Origin of the sequence: Winogradskyella sp. (assembly GCF_013042245.1) — a bacterium.
GTDB lineage: Bacteria > Bacteroidota > Bacteroidia > Flavobacteriales > Flavobacteriaceae > Winogradskyella.
The window spans coordinates 1-24,339 of the sequence record NZ_JABDQL010000027.1 but is presented as its reverse complement, the minus strand read 5'-3'; the positions used below and the strand labels follow the sequence as shown (position 1 = coordinate 24,339).

The 24,339-nt window shown below is 34.6% G+C and carries 18 protein-coding genes; 9 read left to right on the top strand and 9 right to left on the bottom strand.

Features of this window, described 5'->3' with window-relative positions:
* Positions 1-126: 126 nt before the first annotated feature.
* The gene (locus HKP48_RS02865; RefSeq protein WP_296342610.1) at positions 127-1,065 is read right to left on the bottom strand and encodes an SPOR domain-containing protein; all 939 of its coding nucleotides are present in this window, start codon (positions 1,063-1,065) and stop codon (positions 127-129) included.
* 99 nt (positions 1,066-1,164) lie between these two features.
* Here HKP48_RS02865 and dprA point away from each other — a divergent pair, with 99 nt between their 5' ends.
* Positions 1,165-2,268, top strand: a complete 1,104-nt coding sequence (gene dprA, locus HKP48_RS02860) for a DNA-processing protein DprA (RefSeq protein WP_296342608.1) — start codon at positions 1,165-1,167, stop codon at positions 2,266-2,268.
* Between the two features lie 304 nt (positions 2,269-2,572).
* Here dprA and trpS read toward each other — a convergent pair whose 3' ends face one another.
* On the bottom strand, positions 2,573-3,544 hold the full coding sequence (trpS, locus tag HKP48_RS02855; RefSeq protein WP_296342606.1) for a tryptophan--tRNA ligase: 972 nt from the start codon (positions 3,542-3,544) through the stop codon (positions 2,573-2,575).
* 113 nt (positions 3,545-3,657) lie between these two features.
* Here trpS and HKP48_RS02850 point away from each other — a divergent pair, with 113 nt between their 5' ends.
* A complete protein-coding gene (locus HKP48_RS02850; RefSeq protein WP_296342604.1) occupies positions 3,658-4,404 on the top strand; it encodes a lysophospholipid acyltransferase family protein in 747 nt (248 codons plus the stop codon).
* An 87-nt stretch (positions 4,405-4,491) separates the two neighbouring features.
* Here HKP48_RS02850 and HKP48_RS02845 read toward each other — a convergent pair whose 3' ends face one another.
* From HKP48_RS02845 to recA, 4 genes are all read right to left on the bottom strand, one after another.
* Positions 4,492-5,976 (bottom strand): hypothetical protein, encoded by a 1,485-nt coding sequence (locus HKP48_RS02845; protein WP_296342602.1) that lies wholly within the window; start codon positions 5,974-5,976, stop codon positions 4,492-4,494.
* Between the two features lie 10 nt (positions 5,977-5,986).
* Complete coding sequence (locus HKP48_RS02840; protein ID WP_296342600.1) at positions 5,987-6,517, bottom strand: sigma-70 family RNA polymerase sigma factor; 531 nt, start codon at positions 6,515-6,517, stop codon at positions 5,987-5,989.
* A gap of 29 nt (positions 6,518-6,546) precedes the next feature.
* Entirely contained in the window at positions 6,547-6,954 is a 408-nt protein-coding gene (locus HKP48_RS02835) for a hypothetical protein (protein WP_296342598.1), read from the bottom strand.
* 103 nt (positions 6,955-7,057) lie between these two features.
* On the bottom strand, positions 7,058-8,065 hold the full coding sequence (recA, locus tag HKP48_RS02830) for a recombinase RecA (protein WP_296342596.1): 1,008 nt from the start codon (positions 8,063-8,065) through the stop codon (positions 7,058-7,060).
* 397 nt (positions 8,066-8,462) lie between these two features.
* Here recA and HKP48_RS02825 point away from each other — a divergent pair, with 397 nt between their 5' ends.
* The 6 genes from HKP48_RS02825 (at position 8,463) to HKP48_RS02800 (ending at position 15,161) form a co-directional block, all read left to right on the top strand.
* Positions 8,463-9,521 (top strand): rhodanese-related sulfurtransferase, encoded by a 1,059-nt coding sequence (locus tag HKP48_RS02825; RefSeq protein ID WP_296342594.1) that lies wholly within the window; start codon positions 8,463-8,465, stop codon positions 9,519-9,521.
* A 159-nt stretch (positions 9,522-9,680) separates the two neighbouring features.
* A complete protein-coding gene (gene ricT, locus HKP48_RS02820) occupies positions 9,681-10,868 on the top strand; it encodes a regulatory iron-sulfur-containing complex subunit RicT (RefSeq protein ID WP_296342592.1) in 1,188 nt (395 codons plus the stop codon).
* Positions 10,852-11,349: a gliding motility lipoprotein GldH gene (locus HKP48_RS02815; protein WP_296342589.1), complete on the top strand. Its 498-nt coding sequence runs from the start codon at positions 10,852-10,854 to the stop codon at positions 11,347-11,349. The genes ricT and HKP48_RS02815 overlap by 17 nt, the downstream gene beginning before the upstream one ends.
* 2 nt (positions 11,350-11,351) lie before the next feature.
* Complete coding sequence (locus tag HKP48_RS02810; protein WP_296342587.1) at positions 11,352-13,709, top strand: transglycosylase domain-containing protein; 2,358 nt, start codon at positions 11,352-11,354, stop codon at positions 13,707-13,709.
* Between the two features lie 91 nt (positions 13,710-13,800).
* On the top strand, positions 13,801-14,502 hold the full coding sequence (locus HKP48_RS02805; RefSeq protein WP_296342585.1) for a CoA transferase subunit A: 702 nt from the start codon (positions 13,801-13,803) through the stop codon (positions 14,500-14,502).
* A gap of 2 nt (positions 14,503-14,504) precedes the next feature.
* The gene (locus HKP48_RS02800) at positions 14,505-15,161 is read left to right on the top strand and encodes a CoA transferase subunit B (RefSeq protein WP_296342583.1); all 657 of its coding nucleotides are present in this window, start codon (positions 14,505-14,507) and stop codon (positions 15,159-15,161) included.
* Between the two features lie 332 nt (positions 15,162-15,493).
* Here the strand turns inward: HKP48_RS02800 and HKP48_RS02795 are convergent, their stop codons facing one another.
* Complete coding sequence (locus tag HKP48_RS02795; RefSeq protein WP_296342582.1) at positions 15,494-17,185, bottom strand: ABC transporter ATP-binding protein; 1,692 nt, start codon at positions 17,183-17,185, stop codon at positions 15,494-15,496.
* A gap of 242 nt (positions 17,186-17,427) precedes the next feature.
* On the opposite strand from HKP48_RS02795, the gene HKP48_RS02790 reads away from it, so the two are divergent.
* Entirely contained in the window at positions 17,428-23,064 is a 5,637-nt protein-coding gene (locus HKP48_RS02790; RefSeq protein WP_296342580.1) for an immunoglobulin-like domain-containing protein, read from the top strand.
* 45 nt (positions 23,065-23,109) lie between these two features.
* Here HKP48_RS02790 and HKP48_RS02785 read toward each other — a convergent pair whose 3' ends face one another.
* The gene (locus HKP48_RS02785) at positions 23,110-23,823 is read right to left on the bottom strand and encodes a 3'-5' exonuclease (RefSeq protein WP_296342577.1); all 714 of its coding nucleotides are present in this window, start codon (positions 23,821-23,823) and stop codon (positions 23,110-23,112) included.
* Positions 23,824-23,834: 11 nt separating this feature from the next.
* Complete coding sequence (locus tag HKP48_RS02780) at positions 23,835-24,188, bottom strand: hypothetical protein (protein WP_296342575.1); 354 nt, start codon at positions 24,186-24,188, stop codon at positions 23,835-23,837.
* Positions 24,189-24,339: the final 151 nt, after the last annotated feature.

The window sequence follows — 24,339 nt, the reverse complement described above, 5'->3', positions numbered from 1 at the left end:
TTTTTTCATTAGAAAAATGAGTAGATTTATTCTTCTAATATACTGAAAATCAATGCTTTAAACTAATATTTTAGCATTTAATTTACTGATAATCAGTGGGTTAAATTTTTGTCATGTACTAAAAAATTACTTATTTAAATTTTTAACTAACAACCAAGCTTCCTTATTGTGTGCTTTTCTGATTTTATACATAGCATTTTGCGCTTCAGTTCTATTATCGTAGCTAGAATATACCACTTCATATAAACCGTAACGATTCATACCAATTTTACGTGCTTTGTAACCTAAATCTCTGAGTTGTTTTACCTTTTTGTCAGAGTTGGCTTCTACTCTAAAAGCTCCAGCAACAATATGATAATTGCCTGTTTGCTTTTCTATGGATAATGAAGCCGCAGGCAATGGATTACTAATGAAAAAAGTAGCTTCTTGAATTTTATTTTCGATTTGGTCGTTAGCCTCTTGCTGAACAATTTGGTTATGTTGGTTTACAGAATCATTATATATCTTCCCAGCTGTTAGGCCTCCTAAACCTAAAACAATTACTGCAGTGGCAGCATACTTTAGCCAATTATTAGAGCGCTTTTCTGGTGTTAATGCGATAGGTGCTTTTTCTTCAACAGCTACAGCAATTTCTTTGTGAATTTCACGAGTAATATCTGTACTGTTAAAGTGTGATAACCCAAATGAATCTGTCAAATAATTGATATGATAAGATGGGTTAAAAACAATACTTCCTTCAGTATTCAGTAATAAGTCTCCAATATTTTGAAATGTAATCGTTTCGTCTTCAGACAAATAAGATTTTATAGATTTAACTTGTTTTGCAATTTTTTCTACAGCAACTTGATACGGGATTTTTTCTACTTCAGCAATATAATTAGCCAAAAGGCCATTATTGCTTTGTAATTGTTCGTTAAAAGACAAAACTTTTTTTGGAGGGTAAAAAGTGTGTGTAGATTCGTGTATTTTGGCAGATACGCGATTTGTCAAAAACGCACCAAAGCCTGGTACGGTAACACAATCGTATCTGTATAATAAGTCGCTGATGTAAGTTTCTAATTGCATATATACAAATTTAGAAATTTTTGAATGCGATAGTAGTATCATTAGCTGAATTTATTAACAGTTCAAAAAATTAGTATTTTTAACCCAATTTTATTTTGAATGACTGAAAACCAACTCATAAACATACTTGCATTGCAGCACGTGCCAAAAATTGGCGGTACTACGGCAAAAAAACTGATTGCCCATTGTGGCAGTGCAGAAGCCGTTTTTAAAGAAAAGAAAAATAATATCTTGAAAATTGACGGTGTAGGTACGGTGACGATTCAAGGACTTTATGACAAAATTCATTTTGAACAAGCTGAGAAAGAGCTCCGCTTTATAAAAGAAAACAATATTGGCTATAGTTACTTTTTAGGTGCCAATTATCCTGAAAGATTAAAACATTGCATTGATGGTCCCTTAGTATTGTTTGAAACGGGAAACATAAATTTGAAGAATAAGTACGTTATTAGTATTGTTGGTGCAAGAAAAATCACGACTAGCGGCATCGCTTTTTGTGGAAAACTAGTGGAAGAATTGGCGACTTACAATCCAGTCATCGTTTCAGGATTTGCTTACGGAACGGATATCAATGCGCATAAAGCAGCGATAAAACACAACTTACAAACTATAGGTTGTTTGGCACATGGAATGAATCAAATTTACCCGAAAGTCCACAAAAAATATATGGTGGACGTCGAAAAACATGGTGGATTTTATTCAGATTTTTGGAGTTCAGATGCTTTTGATAGAAAAAACTTTTTAAAAAGAAACAGAATTATTGCTGGTATTAGTGAAGCCACAATTGTTATAGAATCTGCAGAAAAAGGTGGTAGTTTGGTTACAGCAGATATTGCCAATAGTTACAACAGAGATGTTTTTGCTGTGCCTGGAAGAACAACCGATAGCCAAAGTGTGGGCTGTAATAATCTGATTAAAGCCAATCAAGCACATTTATTATCAAATCCCTTAGATGTACCTTATTTATTAGGCTGGCAGTTGGAGGGTGAGGTAAAGCCCGTGGTGCAAAAACAACTTTTTGTTGAGCTAGAACCAGATGAAAAAGTAATTTATAACTATCTCAAAGACAATAATAAAGAATTACTGGATGTCATTGCCCTAAATTGTAATATGCCAACTTATAAGCTTGCAGGATTACTATTAAATATGGAACTTAAGGGAGTAGTGAGACCTTTGCCTGGAAAGTTGTTTGAGGTGATTTAAATTTTTAATTTTTCTATTAGAATTGTTAGCAAACGTTCAAATATCAACATATAGATAAAAATATGAGACAATATTAGAGCCAGATATAGAATTGTATGTCTATTAATAATTTCAAAATTATCTATAGCGCATTGAGATGGATATATCAAAAAATTAAAAAGATGAATTGGTTAAAGCTCCCAAAAAGAATCTGGTAGTCCATTGTAATTTGAATGTTCCTAAGGAATGTAAGTGATAATTATCAATAAGAAAGTTAAGGCAAAACTAATAAGTAAAAAGTCTTTATTAATTGTTGCTATTTTTATTAATAACCAACTTTCTCACGAACACGTTTTAAAACAGCATTAGCAACACCGCTCGCTTTTTTAGCACCAACAGCTAAAGCGGCATCAACTTCGTTGAGGTTGTCCATGTAATAATTATAACGTTCACGGGGCTGAGTGAAACGCTCTAAAATCAATTCGTAAAGGGCTTGTTTGGCATGTCCATAACCATAATTACCATTTTCGTAGTTGGCTTTCATCTCACTGATTTGGTTATCTGATGCTAACAAACTATAAATGGCAAAGCAGTTACAAGTTGACCAATCTTTAGGTTCCTCAAGAGGTGTGCTATCAGTTTGGATAGACATAATTTGCTTGCGGAGTTTCTTCTCTGATAAAAATATATTAATAATATTCCCTTTACTTTTGCTCATTTTAGCACCATCGGTACCAGATATAAGCATGGTTTCTTTTTGTACGTCTGCTTTTGGTAATACAAAAGTTTCACCACCAATTTTAGCATGAAAACGAGAGGCGACATCACGTGTCATTTCAATATGTTGCTCTTGGTCTTTTCCAACAGGAATAATTTCAGCATCATACAACAAGATATCTGCAGCCATAAGCATTGGATAGGTAAATAATCCAGCATTAACATCTTCTAATCGGTCTGCTTTGTCTTTAAAACTATGTGCAAGCATTAAACGTTGATATGGGAAGAAGCAACTTAAGTACCAAGATAATTCTGTTACTTGAGGTACATCACTTTGTCTGTAGAAAACCGTTTTATTAATATTCAATCCAAACGCTAACCATGTTGCTGCAGTAGAATAGGTGTTTTGTCTAAGGGTTTTAGCATCTTTTATTTGAGTTAATGAGTGCATGTCTGCAATAAAAAGATAGGAGTCGTTTGCTCCATTTTTTGCCTGCTCAATTGCCGGAATAATTGCACCTAATATATTACCTAAGTGTGGTGTTCCTGTACTTTGTATTCCTGTAAGTATTCTTGCCATAACATTTTCCACTTAAGTGGAAATCTCGTTTAGTTTAACTTTATTTTCAATTTCAAAAACAAAGGTAATTTTTTCTCTTATACTATTTAATTTATTTAGCTAGTTTTGGACCAATGAAAATAATTAAATATCCATTCTGGGTTTTATACCGTGTCTGGTTTTATGTGCTTGTGGCGTTACCAATTATAGTGTTAATGCCTTTCTTGCTATTATCTATATCTAGAGAGCAATGGTATCCTTATTTTTTTAAACTTGCTCGCTTTTGGGCTAAGTTTATTCTTATTGGGATGGGGTTTAATTACAGCATTAAAAGAGTGGAAGTTCCAGACCCAAAGGCTAGCTATATGTTTGTGGCCAACCACACCTCTATGGCAGATATTATGTTAATGTTGGTAGCTGTAAAAAACCCTTTTGTATTTGTAGGTAAAAAGGAATTGGCAAAGATTCCTCTATTTGGCTTTTTTTACAAGCGCACCTGTATTTTAGTAGACCGGAGTAGTCCTAAAAGTAGACAGGCAGTTTTTCTTAGGGCACAAAGGAGGCTAAAGCAAGGATTGAGTATTTGTATTTTCCCCGAAGGTGGCGTGCCGGATGAAGCAATTTTATTAGACCAATTTAAAGACGGTGCTTTTAGAATGGCGATTAATCAACAGATACCTATTGTTCCAATGACGTTTTATGATAATAAAAAGCGATTTTCATTTTCATTTTTTAGCGGTGGACCAGGAAAAATGCGTGCAAAAATTCATAAGTTTTTCTCTACAGAAAATCTTACGATTGAAGATACTAGAGATTTAAACGCCTCTGTAAGAATATTACTCCTAGAAGATTTGTCGAGAGACCAAAAACTCATAAACTAAAAAAGTCGCCCAAACCAAAGGGCGACTTTCTTATAACTATTGCCATCATTGCTTAACTGATGTTACAATAGTCACCTAACTAAAACCCTAAAACCTAAAACTTAAGCCTGTGTATACCCCAATAAAAAACGGTCTAAAATCTCCCGAAGTGTTATTGAATGTATTGAGTTGATACTTGAACTTCGGTTCAAGATTTATATTTATTTTCTCGGTTAAACCATAATCTAAGCCAATACCAATATTGGCACTAAAACTTGTATTATTAATGTTATTAGCTTCGCCAATACTGGTGCTCTCGCCATTAACATCTGCAAAAATTTCATTTTCATTTAGAAGCAACGTACTAAAACCACCACTAAGATTAAGCCCAATTTTTTTATCTAAAACACGGTATTCTACCTCAAGAGGGATTTCAATAAACCCAAAATTCTGATTTAAATCTCCAGTTTGTATAGTATTTATGGCTCCAGGGATAGAAGCATTATTAATGCTAGTACGACTCATTACAGTTAAAGAAGCGTTATTAACATTAGCGTTTAATTTTACATTTTCGAGATTATTACCATTAGACCTAGAAGCAAAGCTATTGTCAGAAAGTGCAATAATATCGTTCGTAGTGTTATTAAAATTTACACGATTAATACCAGCAGTTACTTTTAATCTGTTATTTATAGCGTAGCTTCCTTTTATTCCGACGCTCAGAGTAATATCACTGGTTTTATTATTGTTATTAAACTGATTATCTATAGAAGAGCCTTCTCCAAAAGAATTAAATACAACCGGTGCAACATTAGGAGCAATGCTCCACCGGCGTAATTTCTCTTCTTCTTTTTCATTTATCGTATTAGCTTCAGCAATAGCTTTTTCTATATCTTGCCCTTTGCCTTTTTCATTTTCGATTACTTCTAAATTTTCATTTTTTTCTGATAATGCAATAGCTTTTTTAGTTGTATTAGTTTTTAGTAAGGCTTTTATTTCTGAATCAGATTTTAATTTAGTTTTATCATCTGAATTTTTATAAGTATTCTCTTTTACAGAGTTACTTTCATTTGAAACAGATGTAATTACTTCTGTACTCTGAGTATTTTTTGAGCTTAAGAAATTGGACGTGTTATTGTTTTTTGTTTTTGAATTTTGAGACGCAATTGCTGATTTTGATTGGTTGGTACTATATTCTAACTTTTTTGATTTATCATTTAAGTTGTTTGAAGTATCATCATTTGTGTTATCATTTAATGAATCTTCTGAAGCAACATTTACCTCGTTCTTTTTTAAGAAAGAGTCATTATCTTTTGAGTTAATGTCATTCTGCTCATCTTTCTCATCAGCATTTACTATAATCGGAATTTCATCGATATTGTTACTATCAGTAAAAAGTGAATTACCAACAGCAAATAATAAAACAATTGCAGCAGCTACACCACCTAATTGCCACCAAATAGCAATAACTCGCCTTTTCTTTTTCTTTACAAGTCTTGTTTCAATATTATCCCAAAGCTTTGGGTCTGGTGAGACATCAAAGTCTTGGAATTTCTCTTGAAAGAGACCGTCGATATGTTTCTTATCGCTCATTTTATAGGTGTTACGAACTTAAATTCGCTTTATAATCTTCAATTTTTTCTTTTAAAATCAATCTAGCTCTCGATAGATTTGATTTTGATGTTCCAGATGAAATTTTAAGCATTTCACTTACTTCATTATGCGAAAAGCCATCTAAAACGTAAAGGTTAAATACTAACCTGTATTGATGTGGTAAATCTTGGATAATTTTAAGCAAAAAATCTAAATCTACATCTTCTTCCAACTGGACACTCGTATCTTCGATAGCGGTTTCATCGGTAATACTATAAACGCTAACTTGTCTGTAGCGTTGTAAAGCAGTATTTATAGTGATTCGTTTTATCCAACCATCAAAAGAACCTTTATTCTTATACTGGTCTATCTTATTAAAAACAGTTACAAATGCATCCTGTAGGTTGTCTTCTGCCTCAGCATAGCTTTTAGAATATTTTAGGCATAGAGAAAATAATTTACTTGCATACAGCTTGTATAATTTACTCTGTGCATTAATATTCTTGTTTTTGCATTGCTTGATGAGTTTTTCTAAACTCACATTTTGATTGGTTTTTTTGTTATTGATTTCTATTGCACAACAGGTACTTCAATAATTAAATATTGGTCTTCTCCTGTGTCACTGGTACCTTGATAAAATTGAAACGTATAAGTGTCTGAACTAATAACAGAAAAGTTAAACGAAACGGAAGCCTCTACAGTTGCCTGTGTACAATTAGCATCATTAAAGATAGCGTCAACTACAGCGACTGTTCTCGTGTTGCCGTCTGGTTGAAAAATAAAGTCGTTAAACTGATAACAACCGTTCGGTCTTGTATAGTTTAAGGTAATTTCGTGTGTTTGTCCAAAATTAAATTCAGTAGGAATATCTACACTCTCTATAGACATAATTTCAAGTGAAAAATTCACTTCGTTTCCATTATCTAAATCACACGCCAAAAGTGTTCCTAACAGAAATAATAGTATTAATTTTTTCATCGTTCCTAGTTTATATTATAGCTTGCTTAAGCAAGATGCAAAAACTATAAAAAGGTTGCGTCTTAAAATAAAAAAATCCTGAAAGTTTCAGGATTTTTTTATTTTAAGCAAGAGCTTCGTTAACTTTTGCCCTTACTTTGTCTTCGAGTTCATCCATTAATTCTGGATTATCTTTTATGAGCGCTTTTACGGCATCACGTCCTTGACCAAGTTTAGTGTCATCGTAACTAAACCACGAGCCACTTTTCTTTACAATATCGTGTTCAACCGCAATATCTAATATTTCACCAACTTTAGAAATCCCTTCACCATACATAATATCAAACTCAGCCATTTTAAATGGTGGTGCTACTTTATTTTTTACAACTTTGACACGGGTTTTATTTCCCATTACTGCACTGTTACTGTCTTTAATTTGTGTAGAACGTCTAATATCTAACCGTACAGATGCGTAAAATTTAAGAGCATTACCACCAGTAGTTGTTTCAGGATTTCCAAACATAACACCAATCTTTTCACGTAATTGATTAATAAAAATCATGGTGCAATTAGTCTTACTAATAGACCCTGTAAGCTTTCTTAAGGCTTGAGACATTAAGCGGGCATGAAGTCCCATTTTAGAATCTCCCATTTCGCCTTCAATTTCACTCTTTGGTGTTAAGGCGGCAACGGAATCTATAACGATAATGTCTATAGCGCCAGAGCGTACTAAATTATCTGCAATCTCAAGAGCTTGCTCTCCATTATCTGGTTGAGATATTATAAGATTTTCCAAATCCACACCTAATTTTTCAGCATAAAAACGATCAAAGGCATGCTCTGCATCAATAAAAGCGGCTATACCACCAGCTTTTTGTGCTTCGGCAATGGCGTGTAGGGTTAAGGTTGTTTTACCTGAAGATTCCGGTCCGTATATTTCGATAACACGCCCACGAGGATAACCACCAACCCCCAAAGCTATATCCAATCCAAGTGACCCCGATGAAATGGCATCTATATCTACAATAGCTTGGTCACTCATTTTCATTACCGTACCTTTTCCGTAAGCCTTATCTAGCTTGTCTAAAGTAAGCTTTAAAGCTTTTAATTTTGCATCTTTTTCACTACTCATTTTTCAGTTTTTTCTCAATTAATCGTGAAGGTAAAAATAACATTTCTTTTAAGAGATTACAATTTTCCGACGCAACCATTTTATAGTTTTTGCATCTACTTAATGAAAAAGGAAAAAATTGCTATGCATTAGCTTAAGGTTTTAGAAAAATGAAATTTTTAGGAAAAATTATTCTTGGTAAAACTTTAGGCAATGCAACAGCTGTATTTTTATTCTGCTGTTGTAAAGCCGATGGAGGTTAGCTCGTTTTAATATAATTTAATTTAAACAAATTAATATTAACAACGAGTTAGTCCTCAAAAAAGCACTTTGATTCTTATCAAAGTGCTTTTTTCGTTAAAAAACCTACCTTTATGGCTAAAAATTTTATTCTTTAACCTTAAAACATTAGTATAGCATGCAACTGTACAATAACTTAAGCGCTAAAGAAAGAGCAGAACTCATTGAGCAAGCGGGCAAAGAACGCTTGACCATCTCTTTCTACAAATACGCTAAAATTGGGAATCCTGAATTATTTAGAAATCACTTATTTATTAACTGGAATGACATGGACGTGCTTGGCCGTATCTATGTAGCTCATGAAGGTATTAATGCGCAACTATCTGTTCAAGCTGATAATTTTGAAGTTTTCAAAAATCATCTAGACGCTATAACATTTCTTGAGAACGTAAGATTAAACATTGCTGTAGAGCATGATAATTATGCATTTTTAAAGCTTAAAGTCAAAGTACGAAACAAAATTGTAGCTGACGGTCTTAATGACGCTACTTTTGATGTTACAAATAAGGGCGTACATGTTGATGCCGAAAAATTTAACGAGCTTATTGAAGACCCAGATGCGGTTTTGGTTGATATGAGAAACCATTACGAAAGTGAAATAGGTCATTTTAAAAACGCTGTAACACCAGATGTAGATACCTTTAGAGAATCTTTGGATTTAATAGAAGAAGATTTACGTGAGCATAAAGAAGACAAAAAGTTAGTGATGTATTGCACAGGCGGTATTAGATGCGAAAAAGCAAGTGCTTACTACAAACACAAAGGTTTTAAAAATGTCTTTCAACTCGAAGGTGGGATTATAAATTATGTTCGACAAATTGAAGACAAAGGCTTGGAAAATAAGTTTTTAGGAAAGAATTTCGTATTCGACCAACGCCGTTCAGAACGAATTTCAGACAATGTTATTGCAAAATGCCACCAATGTGGCGAACCTGCAGATATGCATACCAATTGTGCTAATGAAGCTTGTCACTTGTTATTTATCCAGTGTGATAGTTGTAAAGAAAAAATGGATAATTGCTGTTCATCTAATTGTCAAGAGATTACTAAACTTCCTTACGAAGAGCAAAAAGCCTTACGAAAAGGGCAAGGTAATAGTAATGATATTTTTAAAAAAGGCCGAGCAGACCATTTACCTTTTAAAAAGGATTTACGGAATATTTTTGAAACGCTTTAGAAATAGAATCCTAGCCCTAAAGTTTACTTCAGGGCTTTTTTTATTCTCTTTATTTAATATTCAAGAAGTCCATAAATAATTTTATCTTTACTTTTCAAAGAATTTATGAATCCTTCTTTCAGAATAGTATAAAATTCTGAAGACTATATAACTTATTTTATGGCTTGTAACAGTTGCTCAACAGGCAAAGACGGCCAACCAAAAGGATGTAAAAACAATGGTACTTGCGGTACTGATAGCTGCAATAAACTCACTGTTTTTGACTGGCTGGCCAATATGTCGCTTCCTAACGGACAAGACCCCTTTTTAGGTGTTGAGGTACGTTTTAAAAACGGAAGAAAACAATACTACAAAAATACAGAAAATCTTACCTTAAGTATAGGCGATATCGTTGCGACACAAGCAAAATCTGGACACGATATAGGAATGGTTACTCTTACAGGAGAACTGGTTCGTGTGCAGATGAAACGCAAAAAGGTAGATTTAGAAGATAAAGAAAACGTTTTAAAGATTTACCGCAAAGCGTCTCAAAAAGATATTGATGTATGGTCTGCGTCTCGAGATAAAGAAGAGCCCATGAAGGTTAAAGCTAGGCAGTTTGCTATAGACTTAAATCTTAAAATGAAAATATCTGATATTGAATTTCAAGGTGATGCCAGTAAAGCTACGTTTTACTACACTGCTGAAGAGCGTGTCGATTTTAGAGAGTTAATTAAAGTTTTTGCCAGAGAATTTAGAACTCGAATTGAAATGCGTCAAGTAGGCTTTAGACAAGAAGCTGCAAGACTTGGCGGTATAGGTTCTTGTGGGCGAGAGTTGTGTTGTTCTACTTGGTTAACAGATTTCCGTTCTGTAAGTACTTCTGCAGCGCGTTACCAACAATTATCTCTTAATCCGCTTAAACTTGCTGGGCAATGTGGAAAATTAAAATGCTGTCTTAATTATGAATTAGATTCGTATTTAGATGCGCTAAAAGCCTTTCCGAAGAAAGAGAAAAAATTATTGACAGAAAAAGGCACTGCAGTTTGCCAAAAGACTGATATTTTCAAAGGCTTGATTTGGTATGCTTATGAAGGTGAGTGGATGAATTGGCATGTACTTTCTACAGAACAAGCCAATAAAATTATTGCAGAAAACAAAAAAGGCAATAAAGTCGTAAGCCTTGAAGAGTATGCTGCTGAGCATATCGAAGACACTAAAACAGAGTTCGAAAACGTTGTTGGTCAAGATAGTTTAACGCGTTTTGATAGTCCAAAACGCAATAATAAACGTAAAAACAATAGGAGTAGAAATAAAAACAATAACAGACGAAGAAGAAAACCAAATAACAATGCCAAGAAGAGTTAACGTATTTTTTTTAGGTTGTGTTGCCTTTTTCTTAGCCATGTCATGTGATTCAAATTCTGTTTATGATGAGTATCAGTCGCTACCCAATCAATGGGATATGGGTAACGAATTAGCGTTTCAGTTTAAGGCTCCAGACACTATAAATAATTACAATTTATATGTTAACCTTAGGAACAATAAGGACTATAAATTCAGTAATTTATATCTAATCACGACCTTACAATACCCAAACGGTAAAACGATTATAGATACTTTAGAGTATAAAATGGCCGAGCCTAATGGCGAATTGTTAGGCACTGGTTTTACAGATGTAAAAGAGAATAAACTTTGGTACAAAGGATACAATAACCCATTTAGTTTTAACGAAGCAGGTATGTATACCTTCAAAGTACAACATGCCATGCGTAAGTTTAATCAGGTTAATGGCGTTAGTAATTTGAAAGGTATCACAGAAGTAGGTTTTAGAGTAGAAAAGAAATAATCATGGCAAAAAAGAAAGTCACAAAAAAAGCTAAGAACACGTTAGGTTTTTCCAAGTACATCCGTTGGTTTTGGATGTTGTTTTCAATTGGGATATTATCAGTTGTTCTAATATTTATGTTGGCATCTTGGGGGTTATTAGGTGAGATGCCAGACCATACATTACTGGAGAATCCGAGAACTAACTTGGCTTCGGAAGTTATTTCATCAGATGATAAAACACTGTCAAAATTTTATTATGAAGACAATAGAACGCCCATTGGTTTTAATGAGCTTCCTAAACACCTTGTTGAGGCATTAGTCGCCACAGAGGATATTCGTTTTTATGAGCATTCAGGTATTGATGCAAGGGGTTTCCTAAGGGCGGTTTTTGCTAAATTAACATTAAGAGATAAAGGAGGAGCGAGTACCATTACTCAGCAATTGGCAAGACAATTATTTGTTGGGATTGCTTCAAAAAATACATTAGAAAGGTTAACCCAAAAAGTAAAGGAGTGGGTTATTGCAACACGTTTAGAACGTCAGTATACCAAGGAAGAAATTATAGCCATGTATTTCAATATCTATGATTTTGGTAATAATGCAGATGGTATTCGTTCTGCAGCACGAATTTATTTTGGAAAAGAACCTAAAGATTTAGAACTAAAAGAAGCAGCGATGTTAGTTGGGATGTTCAAAAATTCATCTTTATACAATCCACGTCCTCACAAAAACCCTGTTGGAACTAGAAACAGACGTAATGTAGTTTTATCTCAAATGGCTAAATACGAATACATTACAGAAGAAGTTAAGGATTCGCTTCAAAAAACAGATTTAGACTTAAACTATTCTCCAGAATCTCATCGTGAAGGTCTGGCTACATATTTTAGAGCGAATTTAGCTGAGTTTATGAAAAGGTGGATCAAAGACAATCCCAAACCGGATGGTGAAAAATATAATCTGTATAATGATGGACTAAAAATTTATACCACCATAGATTCTCGTATGCAGCAATATGCAGAAGATGCAGTTGCGCAGCATATGCCACGGTTACAGGCTGAATTTGATAATCAAAATACACCGAAGAGAAATGCTACCGCACCTTTTTTGGAATTAGAAGAGAGTGAAATTAAAAGCCTTATGAATGTTGGTATGCGCCGAAGCGAACGTTGGCGCCACATGAAATATGATTTAGGAAAGTCTGATAAAGAAATAATAGCTTCATTCAATAAGCCTACCCAGATGGAAGTTTTCTCTTGGAAGGGAGGAAAATATACGGAGATAGATACAATAATGAAGCCTATGGATTCAATGCGTTATTATAAATCTATCTTGCGTCCAGCAATGATGTCCATGGACCCACAAACGGGTCATGTAAAAGCTTGGGTTGGTGGTATGAATTATAAGCACTTTAAATACGACATGGTAAAACAGGGTAAACGTCAAGTAGGCTCTACCTTTAAACCATTTGTATATGCAACGGCAATTGACCAATTACAATTGTCTCCTTGTGATAGCTTACCAAGAACACCAATAACTATCGAGGCAAATAAATTTGGTAATCCAGAACCTTGGACGACTAAAAACTCTGATGGAAAATATGAAGGTTTTCAAACTTTAAAAGCCGCATTAGCAAGTTCTACAAACACAATTACTGCAAGATTAATGAATGAGATAGGTCCACAACCAGTTGTGGAAATGGCAAAAAAGCTTGGTGTAGAACAAGACATACTACCTGTGCCAGCAATAGCATTAGGGACGCCAGATATTAGTGTCTATGAGATGGTGGCTGCATATTCTGCTTTTGCCAATAAAGGCGTTTATAACAAACCTGTTTTAGTAACGCGTATTGAGGATAAGAATGGTACAGTATTATATCAGTTTCAACCAGAGAGTCGAGATGTTTTAAGTGAGGAGGTTGCTTATGTCACAGTCAATTTAATGGAAGGCGTCACTCAGGGAGGTTCAGGGAGACGATTAAGACATAAAGGTTTTGATAAGTGGAATGCTGTATACAAAGAAGTAATGACGGGATATCCTTATGAATTAAAGAATCCTATAGCGGGTAAAACAGGAACTACTCAAAATCAATCAGATGGTTGGTTTATGGGAATGGTACCAAATTTAGTTACAGGTGTATGGGTTGGAGGTGAAGACAGAGCAACACATTTTAATAGTATTACTTATGGTCAAGGTGCATCGATGGCCCTTCCTATTTGGGGGCTTTATATGAAAGCTTGCTATGAGGATGAAAGTCTAAATGTGTCTAAAGCTGAGTTTGAAAAACCTGCAAATCTATCCATTAACATAGATTGTACTAAAGCAATAGAAGATGAGACTACTTCTGATAATACAGATGAAGATATAGGAATTGACTTTTAGTCTCCATTTAGACTTAAGACAGGTTTGTCATAATTTCAATAGCACTTTTGCTTAATCTTTCGTAATTTAGGAGTGCAAATAATCAATACCTATGATTAACAAAAAAGTGGATAATGTAAAGGAGGCCTTAGATGGTGTATCTGATAATATGACCTTCATGCTAGGCGGTTTTGGACTAAGCGGAATCCCTGAAAATGCTATTGCCGAACTTGTAAAGCAAAACGTAAAAGGTTTAACTTGTATTTCTAATAATGCAGGTGTGGATGATTTTGGTTTAGGGTTATTACTCCAAGGAAAACAAATTAAGAAAATGGTATCTTCTTATGTGGGAGAAAACGATGAGTTTGAGCGTCAAATGTTAAGTGGAGAATTGGATGTAGAGTTAATACCTCAAGGAACTTTAGCGGAACGTTGCAGGGCAGCACAAGCAGGATTCCCTGCCATTTATACACCAGCAGGTTACGGTACTGAAGTAGCAGAAGGAAAGGAAACTAGAGAGTTTGATGGCAAAATGTATGTTTTAGAACATGCTTTTAAGGCCGATTTTGCTTTTGTAAAAGCATGGAAAGGTGATGAAGCTGGGAACTTGATTTTCAAAGGCACAGCACGTAACTTTAATCCAAACATGTGTGGTGCAGCTAAAATTACTGTGGCAGAAGTAGAGGAGTTGGTGTCTGTTGGTGATCTAGACCCAAACCACATCCATATTCCAGGAATATTTGTGCAACGTATTTTTCAAGGAGAAATCTATGAGAAAAGAATTGAGCAACGTACAGTAAGACAAAGAAATTAGTTATGGCTTTAGATAAAAATGGAATCGCAAAACGTATTGCAAAAGAAGTCAAAGATGGCTACTATGTTAACTTAGGTATAGGTATACCAACATTAGTCGCTAATTTCGTGAGAGATGATATTGAAGTAGAATTTCAGAGTGAAAACGGCGTTTTGGGAATGGGACCATTTCCTTTTGAAGGTGAAGAAGATGCAGATATCATAAATGCTGGGAAGCAAACTATAACTACTTTACCAGGTGCAAGTTTTTTTGATTCGGCAACGAGTTTTTCTATGATACGAGGTAAACATGTTGACTTAACTATTCTCGGTGCAATGGAAGTTGCAGAGAATGGAGATATAGCTAATTGGAAGATCCCAGGTAAAATGGTGAAAGGAATGGGAGGCGCTATGGACTTAGTCGCCAGTGCCGAAAATATTATTGTAGCCATGATGCATACCAATAAGCGTGGCGAATCTAAACTTCTAAAAAAATGTTCTTTACCGTTAACAGGTGTTGGCTGTGTAAAAAAGATTGTAACTAACCTTGCTGTAATAGAAGTTACTGATAAAGGGTTTAAATTATTAGAACGTGCTCCTGGGGTTTCTGTTGAAGAAATTCAAAAAGCAACTGAAGGTCTTCTTATTGTTGAAGGAAAAATCCCTGAAATGGAGATATAATTTTTTTAATTTTAAAGAATATAAGCTGCTGAAAAACAGTTTTTTTTGTCTTTAAATAGATCTAAATGTTAAAATTTAATGTATTTCATCGATTAATATTGTATTTAGTCGTCTTAAGCGAAAAAAATGTTTCATATTAGCAAACCCAAATCATGATAACCAAATTTACCATAAACTTAGAGTTATGATTTTCCCCAAATCTATCATAAATTTAAACTTATGAAAACTAAACCAAATCTATCATAACTTACTTTTGAAGAAAAAGCTTTTAAACTAAAAAATACGCCAAAATTAATTTTGGCGTATTTTATTTGACTAAAAAAGTATTCTTTCTATAGACCTTTAGGCATAGCAGCGATAAGCTTTTTAGTGTATTCTTTTTTTGGGTTTTCGTATATAGAATCTGCTTCTCCAAACTCTTCAATCTTACCATTATTCATGACCATCATTTGGTCAGACATATATTTGACCACTGCTAAATCGTGAGATATAAATATATAGGTAAAACCAAAGTTTTCTTTTAAACTGTTTAAAAGATTCAGCACTTGTGCTTGTACAGAAATATCTAGTGCAGAAACAGACTCGTCACAGACAATAAGTTTAGGCTCTAATGCTATGGTGCGTGCAATACCTATACGTTGACGTTGGCCTCCAGAAAATTCATGAGGATATTTATTAAAATCTTCGGGAGTCAATCCAACACGCTCTAAGATATCTATGACTTTATTTTTTTGGTCTTTTGTATTTGTACAAATCTTGTGCACCTTCATAGGTTCAATAATAGCATTTCCAACAGTGAGCCTTGGATTTAGTGATGCAAAAGGATCCTGAAAAATAATCTGAATATCTTTTCGAAGTTCCCTTAATTGATTACTGTTAAGACTGGTAATATCATTGCCGTAATACTTAACTACTCCAGCTGTGGCCTTATCCAATTGTAAAATGGCATTGCCTAAAGTAGATTTTCCGCAACCAGATTCACCTACAAGACCTAATGTTTCTCCAGGATAAACTTTAAAACTCACATTATTTACTGCTTTAAATTCTGAAGGCTTACTAAACCAACCTTTTTTAGAAAAGTAACTTTTCTCTAAATCAATAGCCTCTAAAATTGGAGCTTGGTTATATAAAAAATCATGCTTTATTTGACGTTCATGCTTTGAAATTAAATTTTCATTTACAGTACCATCTAAAAAATCTTTTACTGTGAGCAGCTGTTCTAATCTTTGATTTGTTGAAGGTCTGGAATTAAAAAGAGCCTTGGTATAAATATGTTGTGGTGATTTAAAGACTTGTTTAACATCTCCTTGTTCTACAATTTCGCCTTTATACATGACTAAAACTCTATCAGCAATTTCAGAAACTAGAGACAAATCATGAGAAATAAAAAGCATACTCATTTTAGTTTCTTGTTGCAATTCTTTGAGGAGTTCTAATATTTCTTTCTGTACAGTAACATCCAAAGCTGTTGTAGGCTCGTCAGCGATTAATAATTTTGGTTGGCACGAAATAGCCATAGCAATTATGACACGTTGCTTTTGTCCACCGGAAATCTCGTGTGGATAAGCATTGTATGCACGTTTTGGGTCTGGGAGTTTTACTTTTTCAAATAACGAAAGCACCTCTTTTTTTATAGCTGCTCTTGATAAGGAAGTATGTTGTTGTATAAGCTCTGCAACTTGTTTTCCACATTTCATTGATGGATTTAAGGAACTCATAGGTTCCTGAAAAACCATTGCTATTTTGTTACCTCTGATGCCTTGAAATTCCTTTTCCGAAATAGCCCCTAAATCTTTCCCTTCAAATGTAATAGCTCCAGAGGTTATTGTAGAGATTTTCTTTGGTAAAAGCCCCATAATAGATAAGGATGTTATAGATTTTCCGGAACCAGATTCTCCTACAGTTGCAACAATTTCGTTTGGGTTTAAATAAAAAGAAATCTTATGGATGACTTCAGTAGTTTTTCCCTTTGAGAGAAAACCAATACTGAGGTCTTTAACTTGAAGTAATTCGGAATTTTTCACTTGTAAATTTAAAAATTTATGAAGTCATATTTCAAGTTGAATTGATAAAAAAGCAAAAGAACTTAATATATTGAAAAATAAATGATTTAAAATTAAGTTTTGTTTAATTTTTCTCAAAAATTTATAATCATAACTAAGATATTATTAACGTTTCATCGAAAAAACTAACAATATTATTGTGTGCTAACATAATTTTAATACTTTCAGCTGTTGAAAAATTAACACTAACCAAATTTACTTGAATGACTAAAAAATTACGATTACTATTTAGTAGCATCTCTTTACTAATAGTAGCAGTTAGTGCATTTACTTTTATGACTCAAAATGAAAGTGAAGAAGCACTCCAAACTCTTGAGGAACAACGCGAAGCACATGCTAAGCTTGTCGAAAACTCTCCTTTTAAAGAAACCTTAACTTGGGATAAAAAGAAACGAAAACAAGCAGGTTTACCACCTAATCGCTATTTTGAGCAAATGTGGGAGCTGTCTATTAATCCTTCTACAGGAAAATTAGATAATGACGAGCTTAATATTATCAGAGAAAATCTAAGAGCGCAAAGACAAGCCCAACGTAATCCTGGTGAAGCAGGAAATGCATGGGAAGAAAGAGGTCCAAATGATATTGGTGGTCGTACTCGCGTGATTATGTTTGATCCAAATGATTCAAGTAATAATACTGTGTATGCTGGAGGTGTTAGTGGTGGACTTTGGAAAAATACCAATATTACAAATACCAATTCTTTATGGGCACGTGTGCAAAATGTTCCTGGAAATTTAGCTGTAACTTCAATAACTGTAGATCCAAATAATTCTAACCGTTGGTTTGTTGGAACAGGAGAACAATATACTGCAGGCGATGTTGTAGGTAACGGGGTTTATGTAACGACTGATGGTGGTAATTCTTGGAGCGCTCTAAATATACCTGCTGCAGGTTCTGCAACTTTTGATTTTAGTGCCACTAATTTATTCCTATCTGGGTTTTTCTATGTAAACGATGTTTTAGCATGGAATAATAATGGTAATACTGAATTATTTGTTGGTGTTGGTGCGCAAATTTATGGAGATGCATCAAGCCCAAATAACTATTTAGGATTGCAAACGGCAGGCTTATATCATTCAGCAAATGGAGGTACAACTTGGAATAGAATAGAGTCTGCTAACATGGAAGCAAATACGTCGGGTGCTAATACATATTATGTAATCCCCAACGATTTAGAAGTTGGCGCAGATAATAAACTTTGGATGGGATCAATCTCTAACGCTTTTGGAAGTGGTGGTGGAAAAGTATATAGCTCAACGAACGGAACAACTTGGACAGAAGCAGGTGCTTCTCCATTAACAGATTCTAATCGTGTTGAGTTAGAACCATCAGCATCTAATCCAAATAAATTATACGCTTTAACACAAGGTGCTGGTGCTGCACCAGTTCATATTTATAGTACAACTAACGGTTTCGGAAGTATTTCTTCTACAAGTCTACCAAACGATGCAGACACAGGTATTCCTACAAACGATTTTTGTAGAGGTCAAGCTTTTTATGACTTGGTTATAGAAGCTGACCCAAACAATGATAATATTGTCTATGTAGGCGGTATTGATTTATTTAAAAGTACAAATAGCGGTTCTTCATGGTCACAATTATCGCATTGGTATGGTGGATTTGGTCAACCAAATAATGTACACGCTGATCAACACTCAATTGCTTTTGGTAATAATTCTTCATCTCGTATGTTATTTGGTAATGATGGTGGTGTATATTATTCAGGTAATGCAGGTTCTACAATTACTAAACGTGTTAACGGTTATAACGTGACGCAATATGTAAAAGCAGGAATTGGCCCTGATGGTCAAGGAAGCTCAAATGTTATATTTACAGCTGGTGCACAAGATAACGGTTCGCAAGGATTTAGAGGAAATAACACCTCGCCAGGTGTTAATGGTTCTGAAGAACTTAGTGACGGTGATGGTTTTTACACATTCGTAGATAAAGATGGTCAGTATATGATTGCCACTTATGTTTACAATCAAATCTATAGATTTAATCTACCTTGGAATGGACTTGGAAGACGTCAAGGTGGAGCAACAACACTTTCTAGTGATCAAGCTTCTGGAGATTTTGTGAACCAAATGGGTTATGATAGTGATGCTAATCGTTTATTGACTAATGCATCTTCAGGTTCAACATTTAGAATAAAGAGTATTAATGTGGCTTCAAACTCTAGTGGAACTTTAACAAATACAGCTTTAACGGGTAAGCCAACTGCCTTTGGTGTTTCGCCTTTTGCAAATAATACATGGTACGTAGGTTTAGCTAACGGTGGACTTTTAAGATTAACAAATGTTACAAATTCAAGTGCAACATTTACCACAATTAGTACACCATTTGTTGGTGCAGTATCTTCAGTAAGATATGGGGAAACAGCTAATGATATCTTTGTTACTATTCATAATTACGGTGTAACAAGTGTTTGGGCAACTTCTAATGGTGGTTCGTCATGGCAAAATAAAGAAGGTGATTTACCAAATATTCCTGTAAGAGATATGCTTCAAAATCCTTTAAATAGAAATGAAGCTATTCTAGCAACTCAATTAGGTGTTTGGTCAACAAATAATTTTAATGATGCAAATCCATCATGGTCTCAAGCCTATAATGGTATGAGCGATGTTAGTGTAACATCTCTTGATTATTGGGCTGTTAACGGAAATGATGCAGATAACAAGATTATTGCTTCGACATATGGTCGTGGTGTATTTACGGGTAAATTTGAAGCAACAACAGTTGTAGATAATGATGCACCAACAGCTCCAACAAGTCTTTCAGCATCAAATACTACTCAGAATTCTACAGATTTAAGCTGGAATGCATCTACGGATAATATTGGAGTATCAGGCTATGATGTATTAAGAGATGGAATAGTTATAGGTTCAGTTTCTGGCACAACAACAAATTATCAAGCAGTAGGATTATCTGCAAATACAACATATGCGTTTAGTGTTAAAGCTAAAGATGCAGCAGGAAATGAATCGGCTTCAAGTAATGTTGTCAATGTTACGACTGAAGCACCAGATACTACAGCACCTTCAGCACCTACAAATTTGACAGCTTCTGGTGTTACTGAGAGTTCAGCAAACTTATCATGGACAGCATCAACAGATAATGTAGGTGTAGCTTCTTACGATGTTTTAAGAGACGCAACTGTCATAGGGAACTCTACAAACACAAGTTTTACGGCAACAGGTTTAGCTGCTGAAACACAATATACTTTTACAGTTGTTGCAAAGGATGCCGTAGGAAATACATCTGCTGTGAGTAATACTGCAACGATTACTACCGATGCTGTACCAGTTACGTATTGTGCATCACAAAGTTCTAATGTTAATGACGAGTATATTAGCCGTGTTCAATTAAATACCATTGACAATACATCTGGAGCACAATTTTATTCTGATTTCACTAGTATTTCAACTACACTAACAAAGGATACCCAGTATACAATAACTGTTACACCTACTTGGACAGGGATGTTATATAATGAAGGTTATTCAGTATGGATAGATTACAATAAAGATGGTGATTTTACAGATGCTGGAGAACAAGTGTTTACGCAAGTACCAACTCAAGCTACTCCAGTAAGTGGAAGTTTTACAATTCCTAGTGGAGCGACTGAGGCATCGACACGTATGCGCGTAACGTTGAGTTATGATACTAATGTAGACTCTTGTGCTTCTTTCCAATATGGAGAAGTAGAGGATTATACTATCGTTATTGAAGGTTCTGGTCCGGATACAGAAGCACCAGTTATTACATTGAATGGTTCTTCTGCGATCACCTTAGATTTGGGAGATACATATACAGAGCAAGGCGCTACTGCGACAGATAATGTTGATGGCGACTTAACGTCAAGTATAGTTACAACAGGAACAGTTAATATTAATGTAGCTGGGACATATGTAGTAATCTATAGTGTAAGTGATGCAGCAGGTAATAATGCAAGTGCAACACGAACAGTAACAGTAAACCCAGACACAACAGCACCAGTTATAACATTAAATGGGGCCTCGACTATTAATTTGAATGTAGGAGACACGTATAATGAACAAGGCGCTACAGCAACAGATAACATTGATGGCAATCTAACCTCAAGTATAGTTACAATAGGAACAGTTAATACTAATGTAGCTGGCACATATGTAGTAACCTATAGTGTAAGTGATGCAGCAGAAAATAATGCAAGTACAACACGCACAATTAATGTAATAGCAGATACAGTAGCACCAGTTATAACATTAAATGGTTTAGCTACAGTAAATCTAACAGTAGGCGATTCTTATGCAGATGCAGGCGCTACAGCAACAGATAATATTGATGGCAATCTAACGTCGAGTGTAGTTGTAACAGGTTCAGTAAACACAAATGTAGCTGGGACATACACGTTAACTTATAATGTTAATGATGTGGCAGGCAATGCAGCGATAGCAGTAGAAAGAACAGTAAATGTAAATGAGGCAGCTAATGGTTGTTCAGGAGGAATTTCAACGTTCCCATATTCAGAAGGTTTTGAATCAGGGATAGGCACATGGACACAATCTAGTGCAGATGATTTAAACTGGACAGTAGATGCTAATGGGACACCATCAAATAATACGGGACCATCAAGTGCAGTACAAGGCAGCAACTATATTTATGTAGAGGCTTCAGGTAATGGTACAGGTTTTCCAAATAAACGTGCGATTATCACATCACCATGTTTTGATTTAAGTTCTGTTAGTGAGGCAACGTTCTCATTCAAGTATCATATGTTTGGTTCTACAGATGGAGGTTCAGTAGATTTAGAGGTAAGTAATGACGAAGGTGCTTCATGGATGAGTTTATGGAATCAGACGGGTAACCAAGGAAATCAGTGGTTAACAGTGAGTATAGATTTAGCGGCATATATTGGAAGTGGTATACAGTTGAGATTTAATAGAATCACAGGAGGCTCATGGAAAGCAGATGTGGCTATTGATGATATTAGCTTAACGCAAGGTGCAGTAACAACACCATCATGCTCAGGTGGCATTACATCCTACCCATATACACAAGGCTTTGAAGGTTCAATTGGAGATTGGTCACAGAGTAGTGCAGATGACATAAACTGGACAGTAGATGCCAATGGGACACCATCAAACAATACCGGACCATCAAGTGCCGTTCAAGGCAGTAGCTATATTTTTGTTGAAGCTTCTGGCAACAATACAAGTTATCCTAATAAGCGCGCAATAATTACATCACCATGTTATGATTTATCCTCTCAGAGCAGTGCAACTTTCTCTTTTGGTTACCATATGTTTGGCAGTAATGACATGGGAAGCATAGCATTAGAGGCGAGTAATGATAATGGAGCTAGTTGGATTACGTTATGGAGCGAGACAGGAAATCAGGGCAATCAATGGTTGTCACAGAATATAGATTTATCTGCATATGTTGGCAACAGTGTACAATTAAGATTCAATAGAGTAACAGGTGGTACATGGCAAGCAGATATTGCTATTGATAACATTAACTTAAGTTCTTCAGTAACAACTAAGGTAGAACAAGTGTTAGTTGATGATTTATTAAACCCAACTCAGACTATTGAAAATTCAGTAAAGTTTTATCCAAATCCAGCTGATGCAAATCTTAATGTAGATCTAGGCTTAGATACTTCAAACGGAACTGTTGATGTCACCATGTATGTTTATGATTTAACTGGAAAAGTTGTTAAGCAACATAAGTGGTCAGTTGATTCAATTACTTCTCAAAAGCGTATAGACATTTCTAGATTAAGTAAAGGTATTTATATGATAAATATCCAAACATCTAATGGATTGAATAAGATGCAGAAGCTAATGAAGAAATAACTTCAATGAAAAAAAGCTCAGATATTTATCTGAGCTTTTTTAATTTTAAATATGTTTTATTTCATTATCATGAAGTAATTCATCACCCCGTAATCTTAGAAATATTTGAGCGACTGCAATAGTATCTTTTTCACAATAGGTAATAATACGGTCAATAGCTTTATCTTCGTAAAAGACGCGATATACGTCACTACCATCTATATCATCTTTTGGTGAGGGTATACCTAAAACATTGGTTAATAATTTAAGCGAAGTATAGGTCTTATAATCGCCGAATTTCCATAACTCTAAGGTGTCTAAATGCGGTACTTCCCAAGGTTTTTTCCCAAATAAGTTCAACTTATATGGTAATTCTATATTGTGAATAATCATTCGTCTTGCGATATACGGAAAGTCAAATTCCTTGCCATTATGAGCACAGAGTAAATGCTTGGTTTGGCTAAAATGAGAAATCAATAAGTTTTTAAAATCTTTCAGGATCTTAACCTCATCACCATAAAAGGATGTTACTCTAAAGTTTCTTATATCACCTTCAGTTTTAAAATAACCTACAGAAATACATATAATTTTACCAAATTCTGCCCATATGCCTGCACGGTCATAAAATTCTTCAGCTGTAAAATCTTCTCGTCTTTGATACTTAGACTTTAATTCCCAAAGCTGCTGTTTGGTGTCATCTAAATCTGTAAAATTTTCAACTTCAGGAACAGTTTCTATATCAAGAAATAAGATATTTTCTAGGTTGAGTTTAGAAATCATAGCGTATCATTTTATGACTTTAATACCAAAGCAACTTGTTTTCCAAATACTGCCGAAATACCTGCGGCAATACCACCAAGAACTCCTGTTAGCAACATTAACAAATATGGATTACCTTCTAAAGGCAATAAAACAGCTATCTTTTTTGCTAATATAAAATCATTGGCACTGCTTAAATAAAATGCATAAGCTATCCAAAACACAGCAATTGCAAGAAATGGTACAAAGAACACAGCGCTTTTTTTTAAGCGAATTAATACTGCCGAAATAAAGCTAGCTAACATCACAGACCACCAAGGTAGAAATTGCGATAATAGTATTGCTAGAACAAGTGTAACTATAAAGTTGATGCTATTCTTTTTCATCTATTTAATTTTTGTAATGTTCTGTAGTTTCATACGAATAAATTATGTTTAAAGTTCATGTTTTCAACATTTTAGATTAAACTGCTAAGAATCCCTTTTAGGTAAAATTTTCATACACATGCTTTAATGCAATACTCTTTTGTACTTAACA